This is a genomic window from Aureibaculum algae (genome assembly GCF_006065315.1).
Lineage (GTDB): Bacteria > Bacteroidota > Bacteroidia > Flavobacteriales > Flavobacteriaceae > Aureibaculum > Aureibaculum algae.
On sequence record NZ_CP040749.1, the window covers coordinates 3,718,072 to 3,740,677 of the forward strand.

Genomic DNA, 22,606 nt, shown 5'->3' on the forward strand with positions numbered 1-22,606 from the left:
AGAATACCAAATAATAGGTTTTGAATTTAATTATGCAATAAATAAGGCCCCACATAAAGAAATAAAAGAGCGTAATCAATTTTCAATTGAATTTTATTAGACATTCGTTAAGCTTCCAATTATGTTTCTAAAAACTTATTAATTAATACCGTAAATAAACTCTTTATAAAAGCTAATGAAAACCAAGTTACATATATTTAAAATTGTTGCTAAGCATTTAAGTTTCACAAAAGCTGCAGAACAATTATTTGTTTCGCAACCTGCTGTATCAAAAGCTATAAAAAATTTAGAAGAAGAATACAAAACCACATTATTTATTAGAAAGAGAAACTCAATTGAACTTACCACCGAAGGGAAGTCTTTCCTTTTATATACCAATAAAATACTTGCTATATATTCTGAAATGGATGAACAATTTCTTCATAAAAAAGAACTTTTTCCTGAGTTTATAAGTTTCGGTGTAAGTACCACTTTATCCAATTATATTATTCCGAAAGTAATTGCCAAATTTAGAGTTCAATTTCCACAAACAAAATTTGAAATAATCAGTGATAATTCATCCAACATTGAAGGGTTAATTTTAAATGATGAACTAGATTTTGGAATCACAGAAGGAAGCGTAACAAATACAAAACTACATTTTGAAAAATTTATTAAAGATGAAATTGTCCTCGTTACCAATTTTAATAATAATTCTTTCAAAAAAGGTAGTGTAGATATAGAAACCCTACAAAAAATTCCAATAATAGAACGCGAAAAAGGCTCTGGTACTAAAGACATTATTGATTCATTTTTAAAAGACAATAACATTAAAAGACTGAATAGTGTGGTCTCCTTAAATAGTACAGAAGCCATTAAAAATTATTTATACCATTCTGACGATTATGCTCTTCTTTCTATAAGTGCTATTAATAACGACCTGGTTAATAATAAATTAAAAATAATAGATATTAATAGCTCAGGTATAGAACGGTGGTTTTATTTTGTAAAAAGAACTGGCTATCAATCAAGTAATATAGAATATTTTGAAAAATTTATACGACACAGCTATAACTTTTAGTTATCCAAGATAACAAATCACTTTGCTTATTAGTTATTTGTTAAAATTATTTTTGTATCAAACAAAGTAAATTGATATGAAGACTATTTTCGCTAAAGCAGTCTACTTCCTTATAATCATTACTACTCTCTTAGGTGAAATAAATAGCCCATCCGCATTATTGTTAGGTTTTGTATTTGTACTTATTTTCGATAATCCATATAAATCGTATAGTCATAAAGCCATTCATTATTTTCTAAAAATTTCGGTTATTGGTTTGGGCTTTGGTATGGTCTTAAAAGAAACTCTAGTAGCCAGCAAAGAAGGATTCAGCTTAACCATTTCTACAATATTTTTGACCATGTCATTAGGCCTATTCCTTACAAGGCTTTTTAAATTAGATTTAAAATTAGGTTACCTTATAACCTCAGGCACTGCCATTTGCGGCGGTAGTGCGATAGCGGCAATATCACCAGTTATCAAGGCTAAAAGCAATACTATAAGTATCGCTTTAGGTATCGTATTTCTATTCAATTCTATTGCTTTGTTTGTTTTCCCTGCGATTGGTCATTTATTAAGTTTAACACAACAACAATTTGGTTTATGGTGTGCCGTAGCAATACATGACACCAGTTCGGTTGTAGGAGCCACAATAGGTTATGGAGATGAAGCCTTAAAAATTGCAACGACTGTAAAACTATCAAGAACCTTATGGATTATCCCTTTATCCGTGTTTTCAATGTTTCTATTTAAAACAAAAGGAGAACGCATAAGGATTCCTTATTTTATAATTCTATTTATCATTGCAATAATCATAAATAGTTATCATATTATCCCTGAACCAGCTACGCATATCATTGTTTTAATGGCAAAACGCTTATTAATAGTTACGCTCTTTATTGTAGGCTCGACAATTTCAATTAACGATCTAAAATCTTCGGGTATTAAACCGATTCTTTTAGCATTTACATTATGGGTATTTATTTCGTTTTATGCTCTCATTTATATTTTAAACTAACCCTATAATAATAACCTTATCTTAGATCGTTGTCTTTAGTTAAATTTTACTGAAACATACCTAGAAGAGCAACTTAACATACAGTTAAGGTGATTCAATTTAATAGCTCATACTATTTATACAATTACCCAATCCATAACCCATTATCTTATACCAAGATATTTTAATAATAAAAATATCTATAGGCTCTCAACCTAATATTTTTACTATTTTAGTATTCATGAATAAAATTGATATTAGAACAGTAGATGTTGTTCAATATGTACATCCATTAAGAGAAGGTGGTTCGCTTCCCGCTATAGTAAAAGCTGATGATGGTTTTCTGTATGTGCTCAAGTTTAGAGGAGCAGGACAAGGAAAAAAAGCTCTTATTGCTGAATTTATTGGTGGAGAGTTAGCTAGAGCTATTGGTTTAAATGTTCCTGAATTGGTTTTTATGAATTTGGATGATTCGTTTAGTAAAACAGAACCTGATGAAGAAATACAGGACTTACTTAAATTTAGTATTGGTTTAAATTTAGGATTGCATTATTTATCTGGTTCCATTACTTTTGACCCTTTAGTTTCAAAAGTAGATGCAATGACAGCTTCTAAAGTGGTTATTTTAGATAGCCTAATTAGTAATATTGACCGAACAGCTAAAAACACCAATTTACTTAACTGGAATAAGGAACTGTGGGTTATAGATAACGGAGCCAGTTTCTATTTCCATCATCACTGGGAAAATTGGGAAAGCCATCTTGACAGGACTTTTCCTTATATAAAAGACCATGTACTTTTACAACGAGCCACTTGCTTAAAAGAGGCTTCAATAGAAATACAAAAGTTAGTTCATAAAGATAAAATTATTGAAATTGTTTCAAATATTCCAGAAGACTGGTTGCTAAGCGAATCTGATACTTTAAGTCCTGAGGAAATGAAAGCAGCATATATTCAATTTATAACTACTAAATTATCTATGATTGATATTTTAGTTAAAGAAGCAGCCGATGCAAGATAGAGTTACATTTGAATATGCCATAATCAGAGTCGTTCCTAGAGTAGAACGCGAAGAATTCTTTAATGTTGGCGTAATTCTGTTTTCTAAACGGAAAAAATTTCTAGGCATAAAATATAAAGTTAATCAAGAATTATTAAAGGTGTTTTCTCCTGAAACGGAGTTAGAGGTATTGAACGAATATTTACATGCTTGGAAATTAATTTGTGATGGAGCATCTGCTGGTGGTCCCATTGGTAAACTAGAACTATCAGATAGGTTTAGGTGGTTAGCAGCTTGTAGAAGTACCATTATACAAAGCTCTAATACCCACTCTGGACTCTGTTCTAATCCTGAAGAAGCGTTAGATGATATTTTTAAAAAATATGTTTTATAACTTTATTCATACGGATTTTCAAAAGATCAATTGAGCTAGCTCTTTAAAAAATGTTATAATGAGGGAAAATCATCAAAAAAAATGAATTATAATAACAAATTTTTTCGATCTATTGCCAATAGCGAAAATGGAGAAACTTCAATCGAAACCGTTTTCGAATACAAACAAAAGAACAATATACTAACCTCCACTTATTCAGGTGGACAAATAATTTGTGGTCATTTAATTGGCTTGGTTGACGGTGATGGAAAGATTGAAATGAGCTATCATCAAATTAATAAAAGCGGTGAAATAATGACTGGTAATTGTAATTCGACTCCTGAAATTATGCCTTCAGGTAAAATTAGATTACATGAAAGTTGGCAATGGACTTCAGGGGACAAATCAATAGGGAAATCTGTTTTGGAGGAAATATAAACTTATATTTTAACCAACTGCCTACCTAACTCAGCCAAAAAAGGAATTCCAACGGATTCTGTTTCATAAATACCATCATTATAAATTTTATTTTTGTTGGTATGAATAGTGGCGGTAATAATGTATTCCTTATTTGTTTCTTTGTTTTTGATATATGCACAATCAGTCAAATAACCATAGGCATACCCCACCTTATTATAAATTTCGATAGTATCAGGCATTGGAGATTTATCACCTCCAAATACCAAAAAATTCACATAACTATCATAATAAGCATCACCTTTATAACCTGCTTCTTTTGGTGTTAGTTTCATCATACTGATTAAAAATTCTCTGTCACTTTCTGTTAAATGAAATTGTTTTTCTTTAGAATATAGTTCAGGAAACATCAATTGCTTCATCGTATTATGCAATGAAGTAATAGGTAAATAATTTTTAAAAGAAAAATCCATCGGTTCATTTATCAACTCATCATCATCTAAATAGCCTACCCCTTTACTTAGTTTATTAATAGTTAGTGGTACTAAAGGTTTATTAATTATAGACACTGTAGGGGTTGTGGTACTATCATTTAAATAAAAAACCAGTGATTTTGTAGTTAGCTCATCTGAATTTGGTATTGATAATCTATGTGAAATACGAGCACTTATACCTTTACTTTCTAATCGATTATTCATTTCATCTTGCCCTAAATATTCAAATAACCTATTGTTAGACGTATTGTCACTAACTGCAAATATTTTCTTAATTTCATTACCAAATGTTGTGATTAGAGAATCGCCTTCAACAAAAAAATTGGTGTTTCTGTCAAAACGATCATCTTCATTTAGCTTTTCCAAAGCCAAAATTGTAGTTGGAAATTTTACTGTACTTGCGGGATAAAAATAATTACTATCATTAACCTGAAAACTATCATCTTTAAATGAAGGTCGATTAGCTTCATCTCTAATTATTTCTGTATATAAAATTTGTACTTCATACTGCTCTAAGCTATCCATTACAGCACGAATTTTTTGATTTTCAGACGCTAGAGCTTGTTCCAGAGGACTTCTATTGGGTTGCGAGCAAGCAATACTAAAGACAAACACAAATAACACTAAAAATCTCATGGAAAAGGGTTTGGGTATAAATATACGGATTTGTAAGATGTTGATATTATAATCTCGTCTATTAACTCTGCTGAAGCTATCTTTTTTAGTAAGAATAACCTCAGCTAATTAATTTACTCGATAAAAACAACGTCTTATAGCGTCTTCAATTATAGTTGATTAATATAAATTATAGGTTAACCCAAACATAAAATTTCCTTTTGGCATAGGCACCAAACCTTGCTCTATATAATCTGTATTAAAAATATTATTAGCCTTAGCCGAAATTTCTAAATTATTGAACTTGGCTCTTACCTTAAAATCAACCAAATTATAAGTTTGTCCATTGGTTCTTTCCACAAATCTAAAACTAATACTTTGGTCTAAAAAAGACAAAAATTGTGTATGTATGCTAGAAGTAAATTGATGCTTTAAACTATTTAATCCATATCTGGTAAATGCAACGTTTACATCTTTTATATCGTCATCTATAAAATTATAACCTAATTTTATATTTTGATTATAATTACTAACTTCAAAATTATAATTAACTGAAGTTTCAAATCCTTTGGTATTTATTTTACTAAAATTTTGAGCTTTCCATTTATCTGCTTCAATCTCTTTGGTATAATCAATTAAATCATCAGAAGTCCGGTTAAAAACAGCAACATTAACCTGAAATTTTTCAGTGGTATACTTAAATCCAATTTCTTCAGACAAGGCAGATTCAGGCTTTAAATCAGAATTACCTTCAGTACCAGGATCAGAATAATATAAATCTGTAAAAGTTGGTATCCGATAGGTATAGCCAATATTTCCATATAACTTTATATGATCTGTCACCCCATATCCAACATCTAAACCAGGAAATATTTGAGCATCAAAATCAGAAAAATAGGTAAATGCTAATCCCGGCGTTAGATCTAAATCACCAATTTCAAAACGATGTTCTAAAAATGAAGTTAACATAAATCGATCACGATCACCTAAATTATTACTTGACAAAAACACTTTATTTAAGTCTATTCCAAATCCCGTTTTCCCCAAATCAGAGGTCAGTTCAAAATTAGTTTCAGCCGCAATTTTATTTGTGATATGCAAATTCCTAAAAAAGCTAGGCTCATATCTTTTCAATAAAAATATATCTTGATTTCTTCTCCAATAAATTCTTGGCTTTATGATCAAATTCTTAGCTCTGTACACAGAAGAAACTGCAAATAAACTTGTTTCTGTTTCTTCATATTCTTTCCAATCAGGATTTGATGTGTAAAAATTTTCTGCACCAAATTTTCGCTCACTTAAAGACACTAAAAAATTATAATTTTTAACTTGTGATTTTAAAAATACAGAAGTGTTATCAAAATCAGAATTTGTTCTATACCCATCCGATTTTTGTTTTTGTGCATGAATTTGAAAACCTCCTCCATTTGTAAAAGCTTTTCTATAACCTGCAGAAGCCTTTAAATTATTATAAGAACCATACCCAAGCGATGCTGTCAATGCATTTGATTGGATTTTTTTAGTCACAATATTTATAGCTCCAGCAAAGGCGTTTTGTCCAAATACTCTAGCAGCTGGACCTTTAATAACTTCAATACGTTCAATATTATCTAAGGCTACCATTGCATTCATTGTATGGTGACCTGTCTGGGCATCATCCATTTTTATGCCATCAATTAAAATAAGTGTCTGATCAAAGCTACCACCCCTAATGTAAAGATCTGCTTGCGTACCATCTACACCCCGTTGTCTGACATCAATACCCGCTATCTGCTGCAAAACTTCTACAACATTTGTTGCTGTCGAGTTTTTTATTTCTTTTGCAGTTATAAGATTTATTGTTCTTGAAGTTTTAAAATAAGGTATTGATATTCTGTTTGACGTAACAATTACTTCTTTCAAATTTACGGTATCCTTTTGTGCATTCGTAAAGACACTACATAATAAACAAAACAATAATATGGCACCTACTTTTCTTTGTAACATCCTGATTTTTTAAGTGGCGACAAATATAAGTAAATATGATTAGTTGAACTGAAAGTAAACCAATAGAATGAAGATAAATAAGTCAGCTGTTTCTAAACTAATTGGCCCAATGCTATTGAAAAAATTGAGATAGGTTGTATTTCTCCACAATAAGTAGCTCGTGAATAAAACAATTAAACACGTTTGTTATTTTAAGTTATCTGAAATAGTATTTAGCAACGTACCACTATCTAGGTTCAATTGCCAGAACATTACACCACCCATTTTCTTTTCTTTAATATAATCAATTTTAAATTTTAATGATTTGGAATTTTCATAGGTCACAAATTGAATTTCTGTCGCATTCCATAAATAAGGTGCTTTAGCTTTATCATCCCAAAGAGCAACAAATCCATTATTATCAATGTAATTTTCTTCAATTTCTTTGAAGTTGTAACTTCCTCTTTCGCCCGAAGAGTCTTGATATAATCCGTTATTTTCTGAATTTACACCTTTCCACCATCTTCCATAAAATGGAACTCCTAACACTAATTTCCTTATTGGAATTCCTGCGTTTACATGTTCTTCTATAGCTTTCGCAGAACTAACTCCATTAGGGTTCAATGGCGAAGAAAATAAGTTTGAATGATGACCAGTACTATTTGACCCACCAGTATAATAATCATAAGTCATAATATTTATAAAATCTAAATATTGATGAGCTTTTGTCATATCTGTATGGTCCAAATAGGCTTGATTGGCTCCTGTAGCGATTGTTAAAAGGTATGTTTTCGGCTTAATAGCTTCTAACTTTTCTCTAATTAACTTTAAAATTGAGGTGAAATTCTCTTTATCCTCTGGTCTAAAGGTATTGTTATCGCCAATTTGCCCGGGATACTCCCAATCTAAATCAATTCCGTCAATATTATGTTTCTGCATGAAAGCAATGGCACTATTCGCGAAAACCTCTCTGGATTGTTCCGTTAAAACCGCATCTGAAAAATTTTTAGACCAAGACCATCCTCCCACAGAAATTAGGATTTTCAAATCGGGATTTACCAATTTTAATTGAATTATCTTTTCTAAAGTTTCTGTATCAGAACTATTACCTTCAATGACTTTACCATCTTTAATATTGGCAAAGGCATAATTAATATGGGTTATTTGATTGGCTTTTTCTTTGTGTGTTACTAAAATATCGTTCCATCCATGAACATAAGCAATAACCCTATAGGCGTTATCAACTTGAACCTCAATTTCCTCTTCTTTATTTGACTTGGTACAGCTTAAAAAGAGAATAATTAGAAATAATAGAATTGAAATTTGTTTCATTTTAATACTATTTTCTACTTATTTAAAATAAATAGCCCTAATTCTATAGCGTTTGAACTACGATAAAACCTGCTAACTTGATACTTGTTTTTATTTTTTTATAATGCTATCATTTTGAACTGAAACAGATTTCCAAGGAACACGGGTTGAGGGATAATAATTTATATCTAAAGCTTCTAACCTATCTTTGTGATTACCCAGTCTCACTTTGTACTCATTCCAATTTCTTTGAGACGTTGGTGTCCATCCAATTTCTGCCAAACCTAAAACTCTAGGAAAGACCAAGTACTCAATATCGTCCATAGTTTGAACTGTTTCAGTCCACAAAGGAGCATCTATACCTATTATATTTTCTTTCGATATTCCTTCCTCAAAAGTGGCTAAATCCCAATTATAAGCTTCATCAACCTCTATATAAGCTGCCCAATGTAGACCGATTGGAGTAATAGAATCATATTGCATATCTAAATAGGCCTTTGTTGCTGGAGACATTAATACTTTTGCACCTTGCCCAATACCTTTTATAGCATTTTCGCCTTTTGACCAATATTGCACCACTGTATTTGGTAATAACTCAGCATGTGCTATTTCATCCCAACCGATGACTTTTTTACCGTGTTTTTCAACAATTTTCTGAGCTCTATTAATAAATGGAATAAAATCTTTTAACGGAGTAACATGAGATTCGTCACCGCCAATATGAATATACTCTCCCGGAGTCATAGCTGCTAATTCACCAAAAACATCATCAATAAATTTATACGTAATTTCTTTATCTATGCATAATGTGCTGAATCCAACATTTGTTCCATGGTATAATTCTGGTGCTTTACCATTACAGTTTAATTCTGGATAAGAAGCCAATGCCGCATTAGTATGACCTGGCATATCTATTTCTGGAACAATAGTTATAAAACGATCTTGAGCATATTTAACGATGTCTTTATATTGCTCTTGGGTATAAAACCCTCCTTCTCCACCTCCTACTTCCGAGCTTCCACCGTGCTTAGTTAAGTTTGGCCATGATTTTATTTCTATTCGCCACCCTTGGTCGTCAGAAAGGTGCAAATGCAATCTATTCATTTTATAAATTGAAAGTAAATCAATTACTCTTTTCACATCATCAACACCAAAAAAGTGACGAGATACATCTAGCATTACACCACGATAACCGTATGATGGACTATCTGTAATTATTCCTGTAGCCACTAACAAGGTATCAGATACTTTAGTGCCTTTTTCAATACTTGCCGGTAATAATTGTCGCAACGTTTGTACACCATAAAACAAACCTGCAGGTTTATTTGCTTTGATTACGATACCGTTTTCTTTAGTTATTAATTCATAACCTTCATTTGACGTAATACTGTCTGTTAGGGTTAAAAATATATGATCAGATGATGGTTTAGAATCCATTACTTTTACTGGAATCTCAAAGCCTGTAGCTGGACGTAAAATTTCAGCAAGATAGGTTGCAATAGGTTGTACTTCATCAGATTGATACTGAATAGAGGTATTGCCATTTATTTCAAATGAACTACCAGTAGCATTAACATTGACTGGTTTTGGTATCAATTGTTGCTTCGCTAAATCTCTAGGAATAGCTGGTTTTTTAGTTTCACAAGAAGTTAAGCTAACAAGTCCGATGCAAATAATTAAGAAATAAGGGTAAAATATTTTATTTTTCATACTGATTGATTAAGCCCTAAAAATAAACATAATAATTTATTATTATAAATTATTTAGCTGAACAACCAATCTTCCAAATTAAACAGTATTAATTAAAACTAATATCTGCCAAATTGATGGTGTATTCAAACCTTTGATTATCGTTAACATCCCAAACTTCCATTTTTATTTCTGGAATTTTCAATGACCAATCAATGCTGATTAGGCCAAAATGATTTTCCATTACTGGACCTTCAATTCTATTTTTATTGGGTGTTGCAAAATGCCAAGTTGATGACAATCCACTTGAAGTTACATCATATATGGGGTAAAGATCTGGGTCTTTAAGTTTTGAAATTTCTGCATAATGTACATCCCCAGTAATAAATAGGACTCCACTTGCTTTTGTCTTTTTAATAAGGTTTAGTAATCTTTTCTGTTCATGCGGAAAATTAGTCCAACCTTCATATCCATTAAATTCAATACCAAATTGTGAACCGGAACCTATTATTCTTATATCTGCTGGTTTTTTTAATTCTTTTTCTAACCATTTCCATTGCTTAGCACCTAAAAAAGTAGAATCAGCAGTTTGATACGGAGCATAATCAAGTTTATAAAAATACCGCTTATCATCTTTAAATTCTCCTTCGTTTCTTTTAATATCATCTCTAAACGTACGAACATCTAATAGAATGATTTGTATTTTTTTGTTGCCGATCTCTTTTAAATATGATGTGTAAATACCTTCATGATTTCTACGCTCAGAATTTCTGGGTTCCTCAAAAAAATCGAGAAATATTTCTTTCGATTCTTTCTTATGAGAATAATGTCGACCGGCATCGTTCCATCCATAATCATGATCGTCCCAAGTAGCTAAAATTTCAGTATTCTTTTTAAGGTTTTGAAAGGTAGGTTTATCAGCCAGCTTTTGATATTTTGTTTTTAACAGATCCATATCTTTTGTATCTCCATAGATATTATCACCTAAAAAAATAAAATAATCAGGGTTATGTTTTACCACAACATCAAAAATAGGTAAAGGATGTGTCTCATGTCCACAGGAACCAAATGCTATTTTGGTAATTTCCTTTTGTGCCGGGACTTTAAATGAAATTACAATTACTGCGAGAATAAGAAACGTAAGTTGTTTATGCATTATTTATTTTTTTAAGGCTTTTTCAATAGCTATTTTAGCAAGAGGCCCCATAATTTGATAACCTTCTTTATTTGGGTGCACACCGTCAGCAGTGAATGTTTTTTTCAATCCGTTTTCATCGTCAACCATCGCTGAAAAATAATCTAAATAGACCATGCCTTGTTCATTAGCATATGCTTTTAATAGTTTATTTAATTCGGGAATCTTTTCATTTGGATTGAGTCCTTTTCGCCAAGGATAATCATAAGCAGGAAGTACCGAAGATAGTACAACTTTGATAGCATTAGCTTTTGCCAACTCACACATAGACTTCATGTTATCCATAATCATATCGAAACTCATTGGTCCTGTATTGCCAGCAATATCATTTGTACCCGCAAGAATTACCACAACTTTAGGTTTCAAATTAATTACATCAGCCCTAAATCTTAGTAACATCTGCGGTGTAGTTTGACCACTTATCCCCCTGTTTATATAATTTTTATTGTCAAAAAAAGCAGTATCTAATTTCAGCCACCCTTCCGTAATTGAGTTACCCATAAACACAATACGACTTTCACTATTGGCTTCTTTTTCTATTCGAGCGTTGTCTATTTTGAATTTAGTGAGGTTAGGCCAATCTTGAGCAGATACTTTATTATTTGGAAGAAATGAAAACATGAGTAGTAAAAATATAGTTGGTTTCATAGACGGACTTCTAAAATAATTTATAAAACAGAAATCTCATAACCTTCTTAAATTATATATGATTTCGGCTTTACGTTAGGTTAAATATAACTAATTATTTTAAATCAATACTCGCTATTTTTAATTGAAAAGATTCATTTTTCTTATTGGCAATAAGAAAAGTTACTACCGCCAATAGGTGATCACAAAAATTTGGCAAATCTAACTTTCTCCCTCTAAATACAGGGTGCAAATCAGATAAAGGAATTTCTATAGTTTGCCAATCACCAGTTGTATCAAATTTATAAATATAGGAATGACGCTGAGATGAATCTGATTTTATTCTAAATTGATATGCTTTACCATCTCCCTTAATTTTTAAAATAAAAGTATTGAAGTCCGCAATATTTTTTGGTTCAAAAGTAGTTTTCACAGAAGAAAATCCGCCATTATTTTCTAATGACACTTCTCCTTTATAAACACCATTACCTTCATTATCAAGAATAAATTGCCCGTTCGATTTACCTCCCATAACGGCATCATTGGTAACTTTCCAATGAGAGATATCGGTATTTTTATTAAAATCAAACAGTACCATAATCTATTATAAAACCTATTATCTATTCCTAGAGTTTGACTCACGCCTTTTGTTATTAGGATTTTTCTTGATTTTATTCCCATTACGACTATCTCTGTTAGATGAATTATTAGATCTAGAACGTTGTCTTGGCTTTTCATCACTTTCTGGATTATCATCTTTAAAATTAATAAAAGGATGTTCTGATATCACAGGTATTTTCTGTTTGATTAATTTTTCAATATCACGTAAGTAGGTTCTTTCTTCTTGATCGCAAAATGAAACAGCAATACCACTTGCCTTAGCACGTCCTGTTCTACCTATTCTGTGCACATACGTTTCTGCAATATTTGGCAAATCATAATTTACAACTAAGGCCAGTTCATCAATATCAATACCTCTTGCTGCAATGTCAGTTGCAACTAGCACTTTTATTTTACCATCTTTAAAACCTTCTAATGCTTTTACCCTTGCTCCTTGCGATTTATTACCGTGGATAGCTGCTGAATTAATTCCTTCTTTATCCAACAACTTTACAATTTTATTGGCACCATGCTTGGTTCTTGAAAACACCAATGTAGAATTAATGGACTGCGTTTCAAGTATATGTACTAATAATTTTATTTTTGCTTTTTTGTGGACAAAATAAATAGCTTGCTCCACTTTTTCGGCAGTGGCTTGTTCTGGTTTTATCGTCACCGTTTCAAAATTACCCAATATTTTTCTAGATAATTCTACAATACTTTTAGGCATTGTTGCTGAAAAGAAAAGCGATTGCCTTTTTTGAGGTAATTTGGCTAATATTTTTTTAATATCGTGTATAAACCCCATGTCTAACATCTGATCTGCCTCATCTAATACAAAATACTCAATATCTCTTAAGCTGATAAAACCTTGGTTCATCAAATCTAATAATCTACCTGGTGTTGCCACAAGTACATCAACTCCTTGTCGAAGAGCTGCAGTTTGGGCATGTTGTTTTACTCCACCAAAAATAACATTGCATTTGATACCTGTATTTTTACCGTAGATTTTAAAATTGTCAAATATCTGAATAGCTAACTCACGAGTTGGTGTAACTACAAGGGCTTTAATTTTTTTAGAATCTCTACCTTTTTGGTTGTTATTATAAATATGTTGTATAATAGGAATGGCAAACGCGGCCGTTTTACCGGTACCTGTTTGTGCACAGCCCATTAGGTCTTTACCTTTTAATAAAATGGGGATAGCTTGTTCTTGAATTGGTGTTGGGTGTGTATAGCCTTTTTCGTTTAAGGCTTTTAATATTGGCTCAACAATGCCTAAGTCTTTAAATGTCATAGTTTTTTATAAGTTGGCAAAGATAAGGTTTATATAATTGATGGATTATCAAGTTCGAGTAATGTTTATATTCGGCTATTTTTTTACAGATATTCCAAAATTAAAATCACTCTACGCTGAATTTTAATCCCTCAAAAAATCTATAAAAAGTCTCGAAGAAATTTTGCCACACCATCGTTCTTATTGGTGTCTGTAATTGTATTACTTATAGCGAGTACCTCATCTATAGCATTAGAAACAGCGACACCAACACCAACAGCTTTTAGCATTTCAATATCATTATAATTATCACCAAAAGCCACCACATTTTCTAATGCTAATTTTGGATAATGACTATTTAATAAAACCTCGATGGCTGTCTTTTTAGAAATGGATTTTGGAGCAATTTCTAAATAGGTATCTTTTGATCGATACCCAATAATTTCTGAATCAAATTGGTCTTTTATTATTTCAACTACACGATCAATATCTTCTGCATCGCCCATTATCATGATTTTATGAGCTCCTTTGTCTTCCTTTTTCCAGTTCGCAATAGTTACGTCAATAGCCTGAATTTCAGGATCAACCTTTGTATTATTCGCTTCTCTTTTTGCCCAATAGTCCAACTCGGGTACATACCATTCATTGGCATGATATAAGCTAAAGTGCAATTCCGTGTTCAAAATTGTTTTATGCAATTTGTCGATAATGCTAGTAGATATTTCGGTAGAATCTACAACCGTTTCATTTTCTAAAACCAAACCACCATTATATGCTATTAGAGCTAAATTTTCAATTCCCAATTGATCTTGCAAATGCGTCATTGCTTTAGGCATTCTAGAAGAAATTAATATAAAAGGAATATGAGATAATCTTTTTATCTGCTCAATTGTTGCAATTGAGAGTTCTCTATCTTTGTTTAAAAGCGTTCCGTCAATATCAGAACAAATTAGTTGTATATTCATATAATTATTTTACTACATTCTCTCAGGCACCTCAATTCCTAACATATCAAATGCACTCTTTATAACTTCACTTGTTTTTTTGGATAACTGTACTCTAAATATTTTTTCTTGCTCGTCTTCGGCAGCTAAAATGGGAATGCTTTGATAGAAAGAATTGTATTCTTTAACCAAGTCGTACGTATAATTTGCAATAACAGCAGGACTATAATTTTCAGCGGCTTGTTGCACAACTTCTGGAAATAAAGCCAATTGCTTTAAAACTGATTTTTCTTTATCTTCTAAAACTGTTTCGTTTCCGTTTGACACTAAAGCATAGTCAAAATCTGCTTTTCGTAATATAGATTGTATTCTTGCATAGGTATATTGAATAAAAGGCCCTGTATTTCCTTGAAAATCTATAGATTCTTTGGGGTCAAAAAGGATTCGCTTTTTAGGATCAACTTTTAGAATATGGTATTTTAAAGCTCCCAAGCCTATGGTTTTAAATAAGCTTGCTTTTTCTCCATCCGTATACCCTTCTAGTTTCCCTAGATCTTCAGAAATTTCTCTGGCGGTATTTGTCATATCCAATAATAAATCATCAGCATCAACTACAGTTCCTTCACGAGATTTCATTTTCCCAGAAGGTAAATCAACCATACCATAACTTAAATGGTATAAGTTTTTTGCCCAATCGAACCCTAGTTTTTTAAGTATCAAAAAGAGTACTTTAAAATGGTAATCTTGCTCGTTACCTACCGTATAAACCAATCCTCCAACATCTGGGTAATCTTTAATACGTTGTATAGCCGTACCTATATCTTGTGTCATATACACCGCTGTACCATCAGAGCGTAATACTATTTTCTCATCTAGACCATCGTCTGTTAAATCTATCCAAACAGACCCATCATCCTTTTTATAAAAGACACCTTTTTCTAAGCCTTCTGATACAATATCTTTCCCTAATAAATAGGTATCACTTTCATAATAATTTTTATCAAAATCTACACCAAGAGCTTTGTAAGTTTGTTCAAACCCATCATAAACCCATTGGTTCATTTCCTTCCATAAATCAACCACCGCTTTATCATTGGCTTCCCATTTTTGAAGCATTTCTTGAGCTTCTAAAAGTAATGGAGCTTGTTTTTTAGCATCATCTTCAGCATATCCTTTAGAGACTAAATCGAGAATCTCCTTTTTGTATTCTTGATCAAATTTCACATAATAATTACCTACCAACTTATCACCTTTTAGGCTTGTACTTTCTGGCGTCTCTCCATTTCCCCATTTTTGCCAAGCCAACATGCTTTTACAAATATGAATACCACGATCATTAATTATCTGTGTTTTATATACTTTTTTACCAGATGCCTTTATTATTTCAGCAACTGAATAACCCAATAAATTATTTCGAATATGACCTAAATGCAAAGGTTTATTAGTGTTTGGTGAAGAATATTCTACCATAACCGATTTCTGACCTGACTCAGGTTCTTTAATTCCAAAATTATCTATTTGATAGCTCGTCTCAAAGTTTTCAATAAAATAAGCATCACTCAATACTAGATTTAAAAAACCTTTTACCACATTGAATTTTGTTATTTCAGTAACATTTTCAGTAAGATACGTACCTAACTTTGTACCTATTTCAACAGGGTTGCCTTTAATTACTTTTAAAAACGGAAAAACCACTACAGTTATATCTCCTTCAAAATCTTTTCGAGTAGCTTGAAATTCAACATTTTCAATGTCAACATTATAAATCTCTTGCAATCCAGCTCTAATCGCTTTGTTTATGGTTTCTTGAATATTCATCAAAATAAAAAATTAGGGGGCAAAATTAATGAATTCATAAAGGATTTACTATTTTTAAAGCTTATTAATACACCAAAATGAAAATTAAACACCTAACAAGTATACTTTTATTTTTAATTTTAGTTTCATGTCAAACGCAAACCGAAAAAGAAATATACAAATCTGAAAACCTTGTGATACAACAAGTAACAGAAAATACATTTATTCACATCTCTTATTTACAAACTCAAGATTTTGGGAAGGTAGCCTGTAATGGTATGCTGTTTATTAAAGAAGGTGAAGCAATGGTCTTTGATACGCCTACGGATAATGCTACTTCAATAGAACTAATCAATTGGCTTCAGAATAATAAAAAGGTGGACATTAAAGGTGTGGTGGTAACTCATTTTCATAAAGATTGCCTTGGCGGATTAAAGGAATTTCACAAAAACAATATAGAATCATATGCCTCTGAAAAAACCATAGCAATGATAAAAGATAAAAGTGTAGAATTACCTCAAGTCACTTTAGACCTTCAAAAAAACTTAGTACTAAATGGTAAAACCATAAGAAATTCATATTATGGAGAAGGACATACTAAAGACAATATTGTAAGCTACATACCCAGTGAAAAAGTCCTTTTTGGAGGTTGTTTGATAAAATCAATTGGAGCAAAAAAAGGAAATTTGGAGGATGCTAATACTGCAGATTGGTCAACTACCGTTTCAAAAATCATAAAGGAATTACCAACCATAGAACACGTCATTCCAGGACATGGTAAAGCTGGAGGAACAGCATTATTATCCTACACAGTAGAATTATTCAATAAAGAATAACTATAAGGTACTCTCTTAACTTAGGTAATACTCTTTATTCATTTTGGCCACAGTACAATTCCATCCTAAATCCGTTTTTATTTTAGTTTTTAACGCTTGACTTTGATGTGGCTCTCCATGATTGATAAATGTAAGCGTTGGTGGACTGGTAAAATGAGTTAACCAATCTAATAATTCACTCTGATCTGCATGGCCAGAAAATGCATTAATCTTAAAGACTTCCGCTTGAATTTTATGATATTTACCAAAAAATTTTATTTCTCTATCTCCTTCCAACAAAGCCCTACCTCTAGTACCTTCTGCCTGGAAACCAACAATTAGCACACTGTTTTTTTTATCACTAATATATTTATCCAAATAATGAAGTACTCGCCCACCTGTAATCATTCCACTACCTGCCAAAACTATCTTTGGGTTATCATCATTTACTATAGCTTTTGAGGCATCAATATTACTGATCAATTCTACTGTTGCTATCATACTATTAATATCTGCCGTGGTTAACATATGATTTTTTGTATGTTTAAAATAAACCGCCGTTGCGTTTACTCCCATTGGACTGTCTAAATAAATAGGAATGTTGGGCAATAAATTTTTGCGTTTTAAAACACTTAAAATATAAATAATTTCTTGAGCTCTTTCTACTGAAAAAGTTGGAATAATTAATATCCCTCTTTTTGTATAGGTATGTTTAATTGTTCTTAACAATTCATCTTCAATAGAAACATTTTCATGAATTCTATTACCATAAGTTGATTCTATTACCAAATAATCAGCTTTCTGAATGTATGAATAAGGATGTAAAAGTATAGGTTCCTTTCTACCAATATCTCCCGAAAAAACAAATATTTTACTTTTAACTTCTAAAACAATAAAAACACTTCCTAAAATATGACCGCTATTTATAAACTTAAATCTAATTTCTTCGTCAATAGCGTGCCATACATTTTCTTCAAAAGTTTTAAAATGAGCAAGAGTCTCTTTAGCATCATCTACATCGTATAAAGGCTCAGCAGGTTTATGCTTCGTATAACCATATCTATTAGCTCTTTCGGCTTCTTCTTTTTGAATTTTACCACTATCAAGTAATATAATTTCGGTTAAATCTCTAGTCGCTTCTGTACAATAAATTTTACCTTGATAACCATTTTTCACCAATACAGGTAAATAACCACAATGATCTAAATGAGCATGAGTTAATAACACAACATCTAAATCGCTGAGGTTTATTGGGAGTGGTTCTCTATTTTTTAAGCGTAATTCTTTAAGCCCTTGGAATAAGCCACAATCAATTAATATTTTTTTATAATTAACTTCTAATAATATTTTAGAACCTGTTACCGTACCAGCTCCTCCAAAAAAAGTAAGTTTCATATATTTTAATTTATATGTAATATTAAGCTTAAGCTTTACAATTTAAAATGATATTAATCAGTACTATTCTATCTCTTTTTTCCTACTTTTATAAATCAATAGTTATATATTATAAATAGATGGGCGAAATAGCAACACCAAACAGACAAATTACACTGTATTATAATTCAAATTCAGTAAGGGCAAAGCAAACATTAGCTTATGCTAAATCAGAAGGATTGCCAATACATGAAATAGACATGTTAAAAACCAAATTAACAGGTACACAACTTGTTGAATTAGCTGATAAATTAAATTTGGAATTAAAAGATTTGGTCAATCAAGAACATCCTGCTTATGCTAAACAATTTGAACATCATAACTTCTCTACTGATGATTGGATAAAGATGATACAAAACAATCCTGAAATAATGAAACAACCCATTGCCTTGAGAGGAGAAATTACTATTTTAGTGGAGACACCAACAGATATTATTAAAATTTAAAAATCTAAATAAATGGCATTTATAGATTACTATAAAATATTAGAAATATCAAAAACAGCATCAGAAAAGGATATCAAAAAAGCCTATAGAAAATTAGCCAGAAAATATCATCCAGATTTAAATCCAAATAATAAAGAATCTGAAAAAAAATTCAAAGAAATTAACGAGGCCAATGAGGTCTTAAGTAATCCTGAAAACAGAAAAAAATACGATGAGTATGGTAAAGACTGGCAGCATGCTGATCAGTTCGAAAAGGCAAAACAACAAAATCAATACCAAGGAAATTCAGGGCAACGTACCTACTCCGGTAGTTCTTCAGAACATGATTTTTCAGATTTTTTTGAATCGATGTTCGGCGGTAGAAGTTCCGGTCAACGAAGTAGTGCTGGTGTTAAGTTTAGAGGACAAGATTTTAATGCAGAATTACAACTGAATCTTAAAGATGTTTACACAACACATAAGCGTACATTAACCGTAAACGGTAAGAATATAAGAATTACAATTCCAGCAGGTATAGAAAACGGACAGGTAATTAAAATTAAAGGACATGGTAGTAAAGGCGTTAATGGCGGTCCAAATGGTGACTTGTTTATTACCTTTTCTATAATTAATAACACCAAGTTTAAACGAGATCATGAGCATCTTTATACCGATGCTTCTATTGATATTTATACAGCTATTTTAGGTGGTGATATTACCGTAGACACCTTTGATGGTAAGGTGAAATTGAAAGTGAAGCCAGAAACACAAAATGGTACCAAAGTAAAATTGAGTGGTAAAGGTTTTCCTAAATACAAAAAAGAAGGAGAATATGGTAATCTGTATATTACCTATACCGTTGAGATGCCTAAAAATCTTTCCATAAAAGAGAAAGAATTATTTCAAGAACTTAAAAAATTACAGTAATTATGGACACAGATAATTATATATCAATACAGCAATTTTGTCTTCATTATAATGTACCATCATCTTTCTTAGACACATTAAGTGAATATGAATTGGTTGAAATTGTTAAAATAGAAAAGACACAATGTGTAGCTAAAAATCACATTAGAACTATTGAAAAATTGATACGTTTACATTTTGACCTAGATATTAATATGGAAGGATTAGATGTTGTAGATAAACTTTTAAAACGTGTTGAAAATTTACAAACAGAAATTATATCACTTAACAATAGGTTAAGTTTATACGAAGAGGAATAACTCTTATTTTTACAAAAAATGAAAAAAATGAAAAATTACCAAATTCAGAAATCACCCTTTGTCGTTCCTACTGATGATGGAAAAGTAATTGAAGAACATTTTGGCTTAGCAACCGATGGCAATTCAGATGTAAGTATTGCTCATATGATAGCTCCCCCAGGCTGGTCTGAACCTTTTCAGTCTCCTGAATTTGATGAATACACATATATTATTAAAGGTAAAAAACAATTTATTATTGAAGGTGAAAAAATAGTTTTAGAAACGGGACAATCCATTAAAATAAAAAAGAATGCAAGAGTTCAGTATTCAAATCCGTTTAATGAAGCATGTGAATATATCGCAATTTGCTTGCCCGCATTTTCAATTGACGCCGTAAATAGAGAATCTTAAAATAATAAAAACGATGACAAAAGTACAGCCATTCCACATTGCAATTCCCGTTCATAACTTAGCCGAGTGCAGAAAATTTTACAATACCGTTTTAGAATGTGAAGAAGGCAGGAGTAGTGACCACTGGGTCGATTTCAATTTTTTCGGTCATCAGTTAGTAATCCATTTTAAGCCAAAATCTGAAGAAAAAGCCCATACGAATGCTGTTGATGGAAAAAGTGTACCTGTGCCACATTATGGTGTGGTATTAGAATGGGATACTTTTCAAGATTTTTCAAGTAAATTAAAGTCTAAAAATGTGGAATTTATAATTGAACCTTACATCCGTTTTGAAGGTGAAATAGGAGAACAAGCCACTATGTTTTTTTTAGACCCAGCAGGAAATGCATTAGAATTTAAAGCTTTTAAAGATGTGAATCAACTTTTCGCTAAATAGCTTAAAAATATTTTGATGAAAATTATGTTAAAATAAAGGTTAAATATTTACTAATTATTTTAATAATGATACTTTAACAATAACAGAATTCGTAATTTTAACAAAAATTCATACATCATGATTCTTGTTAAAGTTATTGTTGCTGTTCTTATTACGCTACTTTCAATACTCAATTAAGTTTAAAGTCACTATGCCATCTAGAGTTAATGCTTTTTTAGTGTTTTTACTATTAACAATTTCTGTTAACGCACAAGAGTATGTCGGTAAGGGTGAAGATGTTAGTGTTATTTTAAAAAATACTAAAGAATTTTCGAAGGCTTATATCGATGGTGATATTGAAAAATTAACTTCTATTTATAGTGAAGATGGTAAAATTTTCCCTGAGAATTCGGATATAATTGAGGGATATGAAGCCATAAAAAAACGGTGGACGCTACCCAAACACATAAAAATAGAATCACATAAAGTTACTCCAAAAGAAATTAACGTAATTGACAATTATGCATATGATTATGGATACTTCGAAGGAACTTCCAAAAACAACAAAAACAACACTACTTCCGCGTTTAAAGGCAAATATGTTATTGTTTGGAAAAAAGTAAATGAAGACTGGAAAATATATCTAGACATCTGGAATTCAATCGAATAAAGCTTACTCCTTATTTTCGCAAGCTAACAATGTATTTTTCAAAAGCATTGCAATAGTCATTGGTCCAACACCTCCAGGAACAGGAGTTATAAAACTCGCTTTTTTGCTTACACTTTCAAAATGCACATCACCAGCTAATTTATAACCTCGTTTTTTTGTAGCATCATCAACTCTTGTAATACCTACATCAATAACAACCACATCGTCTTTTACCATATCACCAGTAAGAAATTCTGCAATTCCTAAAGCGGCAACAATAATATCAGCTTGTAATGTTAATTCCTTTAGATTTTTTGTACGACTGTGAGCGACGGTTACAGTAGCATTACCTGCTTTACGTTTTTGACTCATTAAGATACTCATTGGCCTACCAACAATATGACTTCTACCAATAACAACAACATGTTTGCCAGATGTTTCAACTTCATATCTTTCAAGAAGCTCTAAAATGCCATAAGGCGTAGCAGGTAAAAAAGAAGGTAAATCTAAGGTCATTTTCCCAACATTAGTGGGGTGAAACCCATCAACATCTTTATCAGGGTTTACCGCCATTAATACTTTTTGTTCATCAATATGTTTTGGTAATGGTAATTGAACTATAAAACCATCAATACTATCATTATTGTTGAGATTTTCAATTTCTTGCAATAATTTCTCTTCAGTAGTTTCTTCTGGTAAATCTATTAATGTAGACTCGAAACCTACCAATTCACAGGCCTTAACTTTTGCCCCAACATAGGTCATACTTGCTCCGTCGGTACCTACTAACACGGCAGCAAGATGCGGTGTTTTTTTTCCTTGTGATTTTATTAGTTTTACTGATTCAGCAATTTCAGATTTTAAATCAGCTGATGTTTTTTTACCGTCAAGAATTATCATTATAAAAATATGA

At 31.4% G+C, this 22,606-nt stretch carries 24 protein-coding genes; 12 read left to right on the forward strand and 12 right to left on the reverse strand.

Going from position 1 to position 22,606, the window contains the following annotated elements; genetic code table 11:
- The first annotated feature begins 175 nt into the window (after nucleotides 1–175).
- The 5 genes from FF125_RS15610 (at nucleotide 176) to FF125_RS15630 (ending at nucleotide 3,847) form a co-directional block, all read left to right on the forward strand.
- Nucleotides 176–1,060 carry a LysR family transcriptional regulator gene (locus tag FF125_RS15610; protein WP_138950644.1) on the forward strand — a complete coding sequence of 295 codons (885 nt, stop codon included), beginning with the start codon at nucleotides 176–178 and terminating at the stop codon, nucleotides 1,058–1,060.
- A 76-nt stretch (nucleotides 1,061–1,136) separates the two neighbouring features.
- Nucleotides 1,137–2,057: a YeiH family protein gene (locus tag FF125_RS15615; protein WP_138950645.1), complete on the forward strand. Its 921-nt coding sequence runs from the start codon at nucleotides 1,137–1,139 to the stop codon at nucleotides 2,055–2,057.
- A gap of 220 nt (nucleotides 2,058–2,277) precedes the next feature.
- Nucleotides 2,278–3,057, forward strand: coding sequence for a HipA family kinase (locus FF125_RS15620; RefSeq protein WP_138950646.1), 780 nt, complete (start codon nucleotides 2,278–2,280; stop codon nucleotides 3,055–3,057).
- Nucleotides 3,047–3,430 carry a DUF3037 domain-containing protein gene (locus FF125_RS15625; RefSeq protein ID WP_138950648.1) on the forward strand — a complete coding sequence of 128 codons (384 nt, stop codon included), beginning with the start codon at nucleotides 3,047–3,049 and terminating at the stop codon, nucleotides 3,428–3,430. Before FF125_RS15620 ends, FF125_RS15625 begins: the two co-directional genes overlap by 11 nt.
- An 81-nt stretch (nucleotides 3,431–3,511) precedes the next feature.
- The gene (locus FF125_RS15630) at nucleotides 3,512–3,847 is read left to right on the forward strand and encodes a n-acetylglutamate synthase (protein WP_138950649.1); all 336 of its coding nucleotides are present in this window, start codon (nucleotides 3,512–3,514) and stop codon (nucleotides 3,845–3,847) included.
- A 2-nt stretch (nucleotides 3,848–3,849) separates the two neighbouring features.
- On the opposite strand, the gene FF125_RS15635 is transcribed toward FF125_RS15630, so the two are convergent.
- From FF125_RS15635 to argS, 10 genes are all read right to left on the reverse strand, one after another.
- The gene (locus FF125_RS15635) at nucleotides 3,850–4,956 is read right to left on the reverse strand and encodes a serine hydrolase (RefSeq protein WP_138950650.1); all 1,107 of its coding nucleotides are present in this window, start codon (nucleotides 4,954–4,956) and stop codon (nucleotides 3,850–3,852) included.
- 159 nt (nucleotides 4,957–5,115) lie between these two features.
- Nucleotides 5,116–6,921: a TonB-dependent receptor plug domain-containing protein gene (locus tag FF125_RS15640; protein ID WP_138950652.1), complete on the reverse strand. Its 1,806-nt coding sequence runs from the start codon at nucleotides 6,919–6,921 to the stop codon at nucleotides 5,116–5,118.
- A gap of 186 nt (nucleotides 6,922–7,107) precedes the next feature.
- Complete coding sequence (locus FF125_RS15645) at nucleotides 7,108–8,232, reverse strand: glycoside hydrolase family 18 protein (RefSeq protein WP_138950653.1); 1,125 nt, start codon at nucleotides 8,230–8,232, stop codon at nucleotides 7,108–7,110.
- 90 nt (nucleotides 8,233–8,322) lie between these two features.
- Nucleotides 8,323–9,921, reverse strand: coding sequence for a beta-N-acetylhexosaminidase (locus FF125_RS15650; protein WP_138950655.1), 1,599 nt, complete (start codon nucleotides 9,919–9,921; stop codon nucleotides 8,323–8,325).
- An 88-nt stretch (nucleotides 9,922–10,009) separates the two neighbouring features.
- On the reverse strand, nucleotides 10,010–11,056 hold the full coding sequence (locus tag FF125_RS15655; RefSeq protein ID WP_138950656.1) for an alkaline phosphatase D family protein: 1,047 nt from the start codon (nucleotides 11,054–11,056) through the stop codon (nucleotides 10,010–10,012).
- A gap of 3 nt (nucleotides 11,057–11,059) precedes the next feature.
- Nucleotides 11,060–11,743, reverse strand: coding sequence for an SGNH/GDSL hydrolase family protein (locus tag FF125_RS15660; RefSeq protein ID WP_138950658.1), 684 nt, complete (start codon nucleotides 11,741–11,743; stop codon nucleotides 11,060–11,062).
- Between the two features lie 94 nt (nucleotides 11,744–11,837).
- Nucleotides 11,838–12,320, reverse strand: coding sequence for a CIA30 family protein (locus FF125_RS15665; protein WP_138950660.1), 483 nt, complete (start codon nucleotides 12,318–12,320; stop codon nucleotides 11,838–11,840).
- An 18-nt stretch (nucleotides 12,321–12,338) separates the two neighbouring features.
- Nucleotides 12,339–13,619, reverse strand: coding sequence for a DEAD/DEAH box helicase (locus FF125_RS15670; protein ID WP_138950661.1), 1,281 nt, complete (start codon nucleotides 13,617–13,619; stop codon nucleotides 12,339–12,341).
- Between the two features lie 140 nt (nucleotides 13,620–13,759).
- Complete coding sequence (locus FF125_RS15675; RefSeq protein ID WP_138950663.1) at nucleotides 13,760–14,563, reverse strand: HAD family hydrolase; 804 nt, start codon at nucleotides 14,561–14,563, stop codon at nucleotides 13,760–13,762.
- A gap of 12 nt (nucleotides 14,564–14,575) precedes the next feature.
- The gene (argS, locus tag FF125_RS15680) at nucleotides 14,576–16,360 is read right to left on the reverse strand and encodes an arginine--tRNA ligase (protein ID WP_138950665.1); all 1,785 of its coding nucleotides are present in this window, start codon (nucleotides 16,358–16,360) and stop codon (nucleotides 14,576–14,578) included.
- A 77-nt stretch (nucleotides 16,361–16,437) separates the two neighbouring features.
- Here argS and bla point away from each other — a divergent pair, with 77 nt between their 5' ends.
- On the forward strand, nucleotides 16,438–17,175 hold the full coding sequence (gene bla / locus FF125_RS15685; protein WP_138950667.1) for a subclass B1 metallo-beta-lactamase: 738 nt from the start codon (nucleotides 16,438–16,440) through the stop codon (nucleotides 17,173–17,175).
- A 15-nt stretch (nucleotides 17,176–17,190) separates the two neighbouring features.
- On the opposite strand, the gene FF125_RS15690 is transcribed toward bla, so the two are convergent.
- Nucleotides 17,191–18,549: an MBL fold metallo-hydrolase RNA specificity domain-containing protein gene (locus FF125_RS15690; protein WP_138950668.1), complete on the reverse strand. Its 1,359-nt coding sequence runs from the start codon at nucleotides 18,547–18,549 to the stop codon at nucleotides 17,191–17,193.
- A gap of 119 nt (nucleotides 18,550–18,668) precedes the next feature.
- Here FF125_RS15690 and FF125_RS15695 point away from each other — a divergent pair, with 119 nt between their 5' ends.
- The 6 genes from FF125_RS15695 to FF125_RS15720 all read left to right on the forward strand — a co-directional run bounded on the left by FF125_RS15695 (nucleotide 18,669) and on the right by FF125_RS15720 (nucleotide 21,714).
- A complete protein-coding gene (locus FF125_RS15695) occupies nucleotides 18,669–19,034 on the forward strand; it encodes an arsenate reductase family protein (RefSeq protein ID WP_138950670.1) in 366 nt (121 codons plus the stop codon).
- 12 nt (nucleotides 19,035–19,046) lie between these two features.
- A complete protein-coding gene (locus FF125_RS15700) occupies nucleotides 19,047–19,940 on the forward strand; it encodes a DnaJ C-terminal domain-containing protein (protein ID WP_138950672.1) in 894 nt (297 codons plus the stop codon).
- A gap of 2 nt (nucleotides 19,941–19,942) precedes the next feature.
- Entirely contained in the window at nucleotides 19,943–20,239 is a 297-nt protein-coding gene (locus tag FF125_RS15705; protein ID WP_138950673.1) for a chaperone modulator CbpM, read from the forward strand.
- Nucleotides 20,240–20,266: 27 nt separating this feature from the next.
- Complete coding sequence (locus FF125_RS15710) at nucleotides 20,267–20,629, forward strand: cupin domain-containing protein (RefSeq protein WP_138950675.1); 363 nt, start codon at nucleotides 20,267–20,269, stop codon at nucleotides 20,627–20,629.
- Nucleotides 20,630–20,642: 13 nt separating this feature from the next.
- Nucleotides 20,643–21,065 (forward strand): VOC family protein, encoded by a 423-nt coding sequence (locus FF125_RS15715; protein WP_138950676.1) that lies wholly within the window; start codon nucleotides 20,643–20,645, stop codon nucleotides 21,063–21,065.
- A gap of 190 nt (nucleotides 21,066–21,255) precedes the next feature.
- Nucleotides 21,256–21,714: a YybH family protein gene (locus FF125_RS15720; protein ID WP_138950677.1), complete on the forward strand. Its 459-nt coding sequence runs from the start codon at nucleotides 21,256–21,258 to the stop codon at nucleotides 21,712–21,714.
- Between the two features lie 3 nt (nucleotides 21,715–21,717).
- On the opposite strand, the gene FF125_RS15725 is transcribed toward FF125_RS15720, so the two are convergent.
- The gene (locus tag FF125_RS15725; protein ID WP_138950679.1) at nucleotides 21,718–22,593 is read right to left on the reverse strand and encodes a bifunctional 5,10-methylenetetrahydrofolate dehydrogenase/5,10-methenyltetrahydrofolate cyclohydrolase; all 876 of its coding nucleotides are present in this window, start codon (nucleotides 22,591–22,593) and stop codon (nucleotides 21,718–21,720) included.
- Nucleotides 22,594–22,606 lie beyond the last annotated feature (13 nt).

Excerpts from the sequence above, each read along its gene's own strand:
- FF125_RS15610 (WP_138950644.1), top strand. The coding sequence starts at position 176 with ATGAAAACCAAGTTACATATATTTAAAATTGTTGCTAAGCATTTAAGT.
- FF125_RS15615 (WP_138950645.1), top strand. The coding sequence starts at position 1,137 with ATGAAGACTATTTTCGCTAAAGCAGTCTACTTCCTTATAATCATTACT.
- FF125_RS15620 (WP_138950646.1), top strand. The coding sequence starts at position 2,278 with ATGAATAAAATTGATATTAGAACAGTAGATGTTGTTCAATATGTACAT.
- FF125_RS15625 (WP_138950648.1), top strand. The coding sequence starts at position 3,047 with ATGCAAGATAGAGTTACATTTGAATATGCCATAATCAGAGTCGTTCCT.
- FF125_RS15630 (WP_138950649.1), top strand. The coding sequence starts at position 3,512 with ATGAATTATAATAACAAATTTTTTCGATCTATTGCCAATAGCGAAAAT.
- FF125_RS15635 (WP_138950650.1), bottom strand. The coding sequence starts at position 4,956 with ATGAGATTTTTAGTGTTATTTGTGTTTGTCTTTAGTATTGCTTGCTCG.
- FF125_RS15640 (WP_138950652.1), bottom strand. The coding sequence starts at position 6,921 with ATGTTACAAAGAAAAGTAGGTGCCATATTATTGTTTTGTTTATTATGT.
- FF125_RS15645 (WP_138950653.1), bottom strand. The coding sequence starts at position 8,232 with ATGAAACAAATTTCAATTCTATTATTTCTAATTATTCTCTTTTTAAGC.
- FF125_RS15650 (WP_138950655.1), bottom strand. The coding sequence starts at position 9,921 with ATGAAAAATAAAATATTTTACCCTTATTTCTTAATTATTTGCATCGGA.
- FF125_RS15655 (WP_138950656.1), bottom strand. The coding sequence starts at position 11,056 with ATGCATAAACAACTTACGTTTCTTATTCTCGCAGTAATTGTAATTTCA.
- FF125_RS15660 (WP_138950658.1), bottom strand. The coding sequence starts at position 11,743 with ATGAAACCAACTATATTTTTACTACTCATGTTTTCATTTCTTCCAAAT.
- FF125_RS15665 (WP_138950660.1), bottom strand. The coding sequence starts at position 12,320 with ATGGTACTGTTTGATTTTAATAAAAATACCGATATCTCTCATTGGAAA.
- FF125_RS15670 (WP_138950661.1), bottom strand. The coding sequence starts at position 13,619 with ATGACATTTAAAGACTTAGGCATTGTTGAGCCAATATTAAAAGCCTTA.
- FF125_RS15675 (WP_138950663.1), bottom strand. The coding sequence starts at position 14,563 with ATGAATATACAACTAATTTGTTCTGATATTGACGGAACGCTTTTAAAC.
- argS (WP_138950665.1), bottom strand. The coding sequence starts at position 16,360 with ATGAATATTCAAGAAACCATAAACAAAGCGATTAGAGCTGGATTGCAA.
- bla (WP_138950667.1), top strand. The coding sequence starts at position 16,438 with ATGAAAATTAAACACCTAACAAGTATACTTTTATTTTTAATTTTAGTT.
- FF125_RS15690 (WP_138950668.1), bottom strand. The coding sequence starts at position 18,549 with ATGAAACTTACTTTTTTTGGAGGAGCTGGTACGGTAACAGGTTCTAAA.
- FF125_RS15695 (WP_138950670.1), top strand. The coding sequence starts at position 18,669 with ATGGGCGAAATAGCAACACCAAACAGACAAATTACACTGTATTATAAT.
- FF125_RS15700 (WP_138950672.1), top strand. The coding sequence starts at position 19,047 with ATGGCATTTATAGATTACTATAAAATATTAGAAATATCAAAAACAGCA.
- FF125_RS15705 (WP_138950673.1), top strand. The coding sequence starts at position 19,943 with ATGGACACAGATAATTATATATCAATACAGCAATTTTGTCTTCATTAT.
- FF125_RS15710 (WP_138950675.1), top strand. The coding sequence starts at position 20,267 with ATGAAAAATTACCAAATTCAGAAATCACCCTTTGTCGTTCCTACTGAT.
- FF125_RS15715 (WP_138950676.1), top strand. The coding sequence starts at position 20,643 with ATGACAAAAGTACAGCCATTCCACATTGCAATTCCCGTTCATAACTTA.
- FF125_RS15720 (WP_138950677.1), top strand. The coding sequence starts at position 21,256 with ATGCCATCTAGAGTTAATGCTTTTTTAGTGTTTTTACTATTAACAATT.
- FF125_RS15725 (WP_138950679.1), bottom strand. The coding sequence starts at position 22,593 with ATGATAATTCTTGACGGTAAAAAAACATCAGCTGATTTAAAATCTGAA.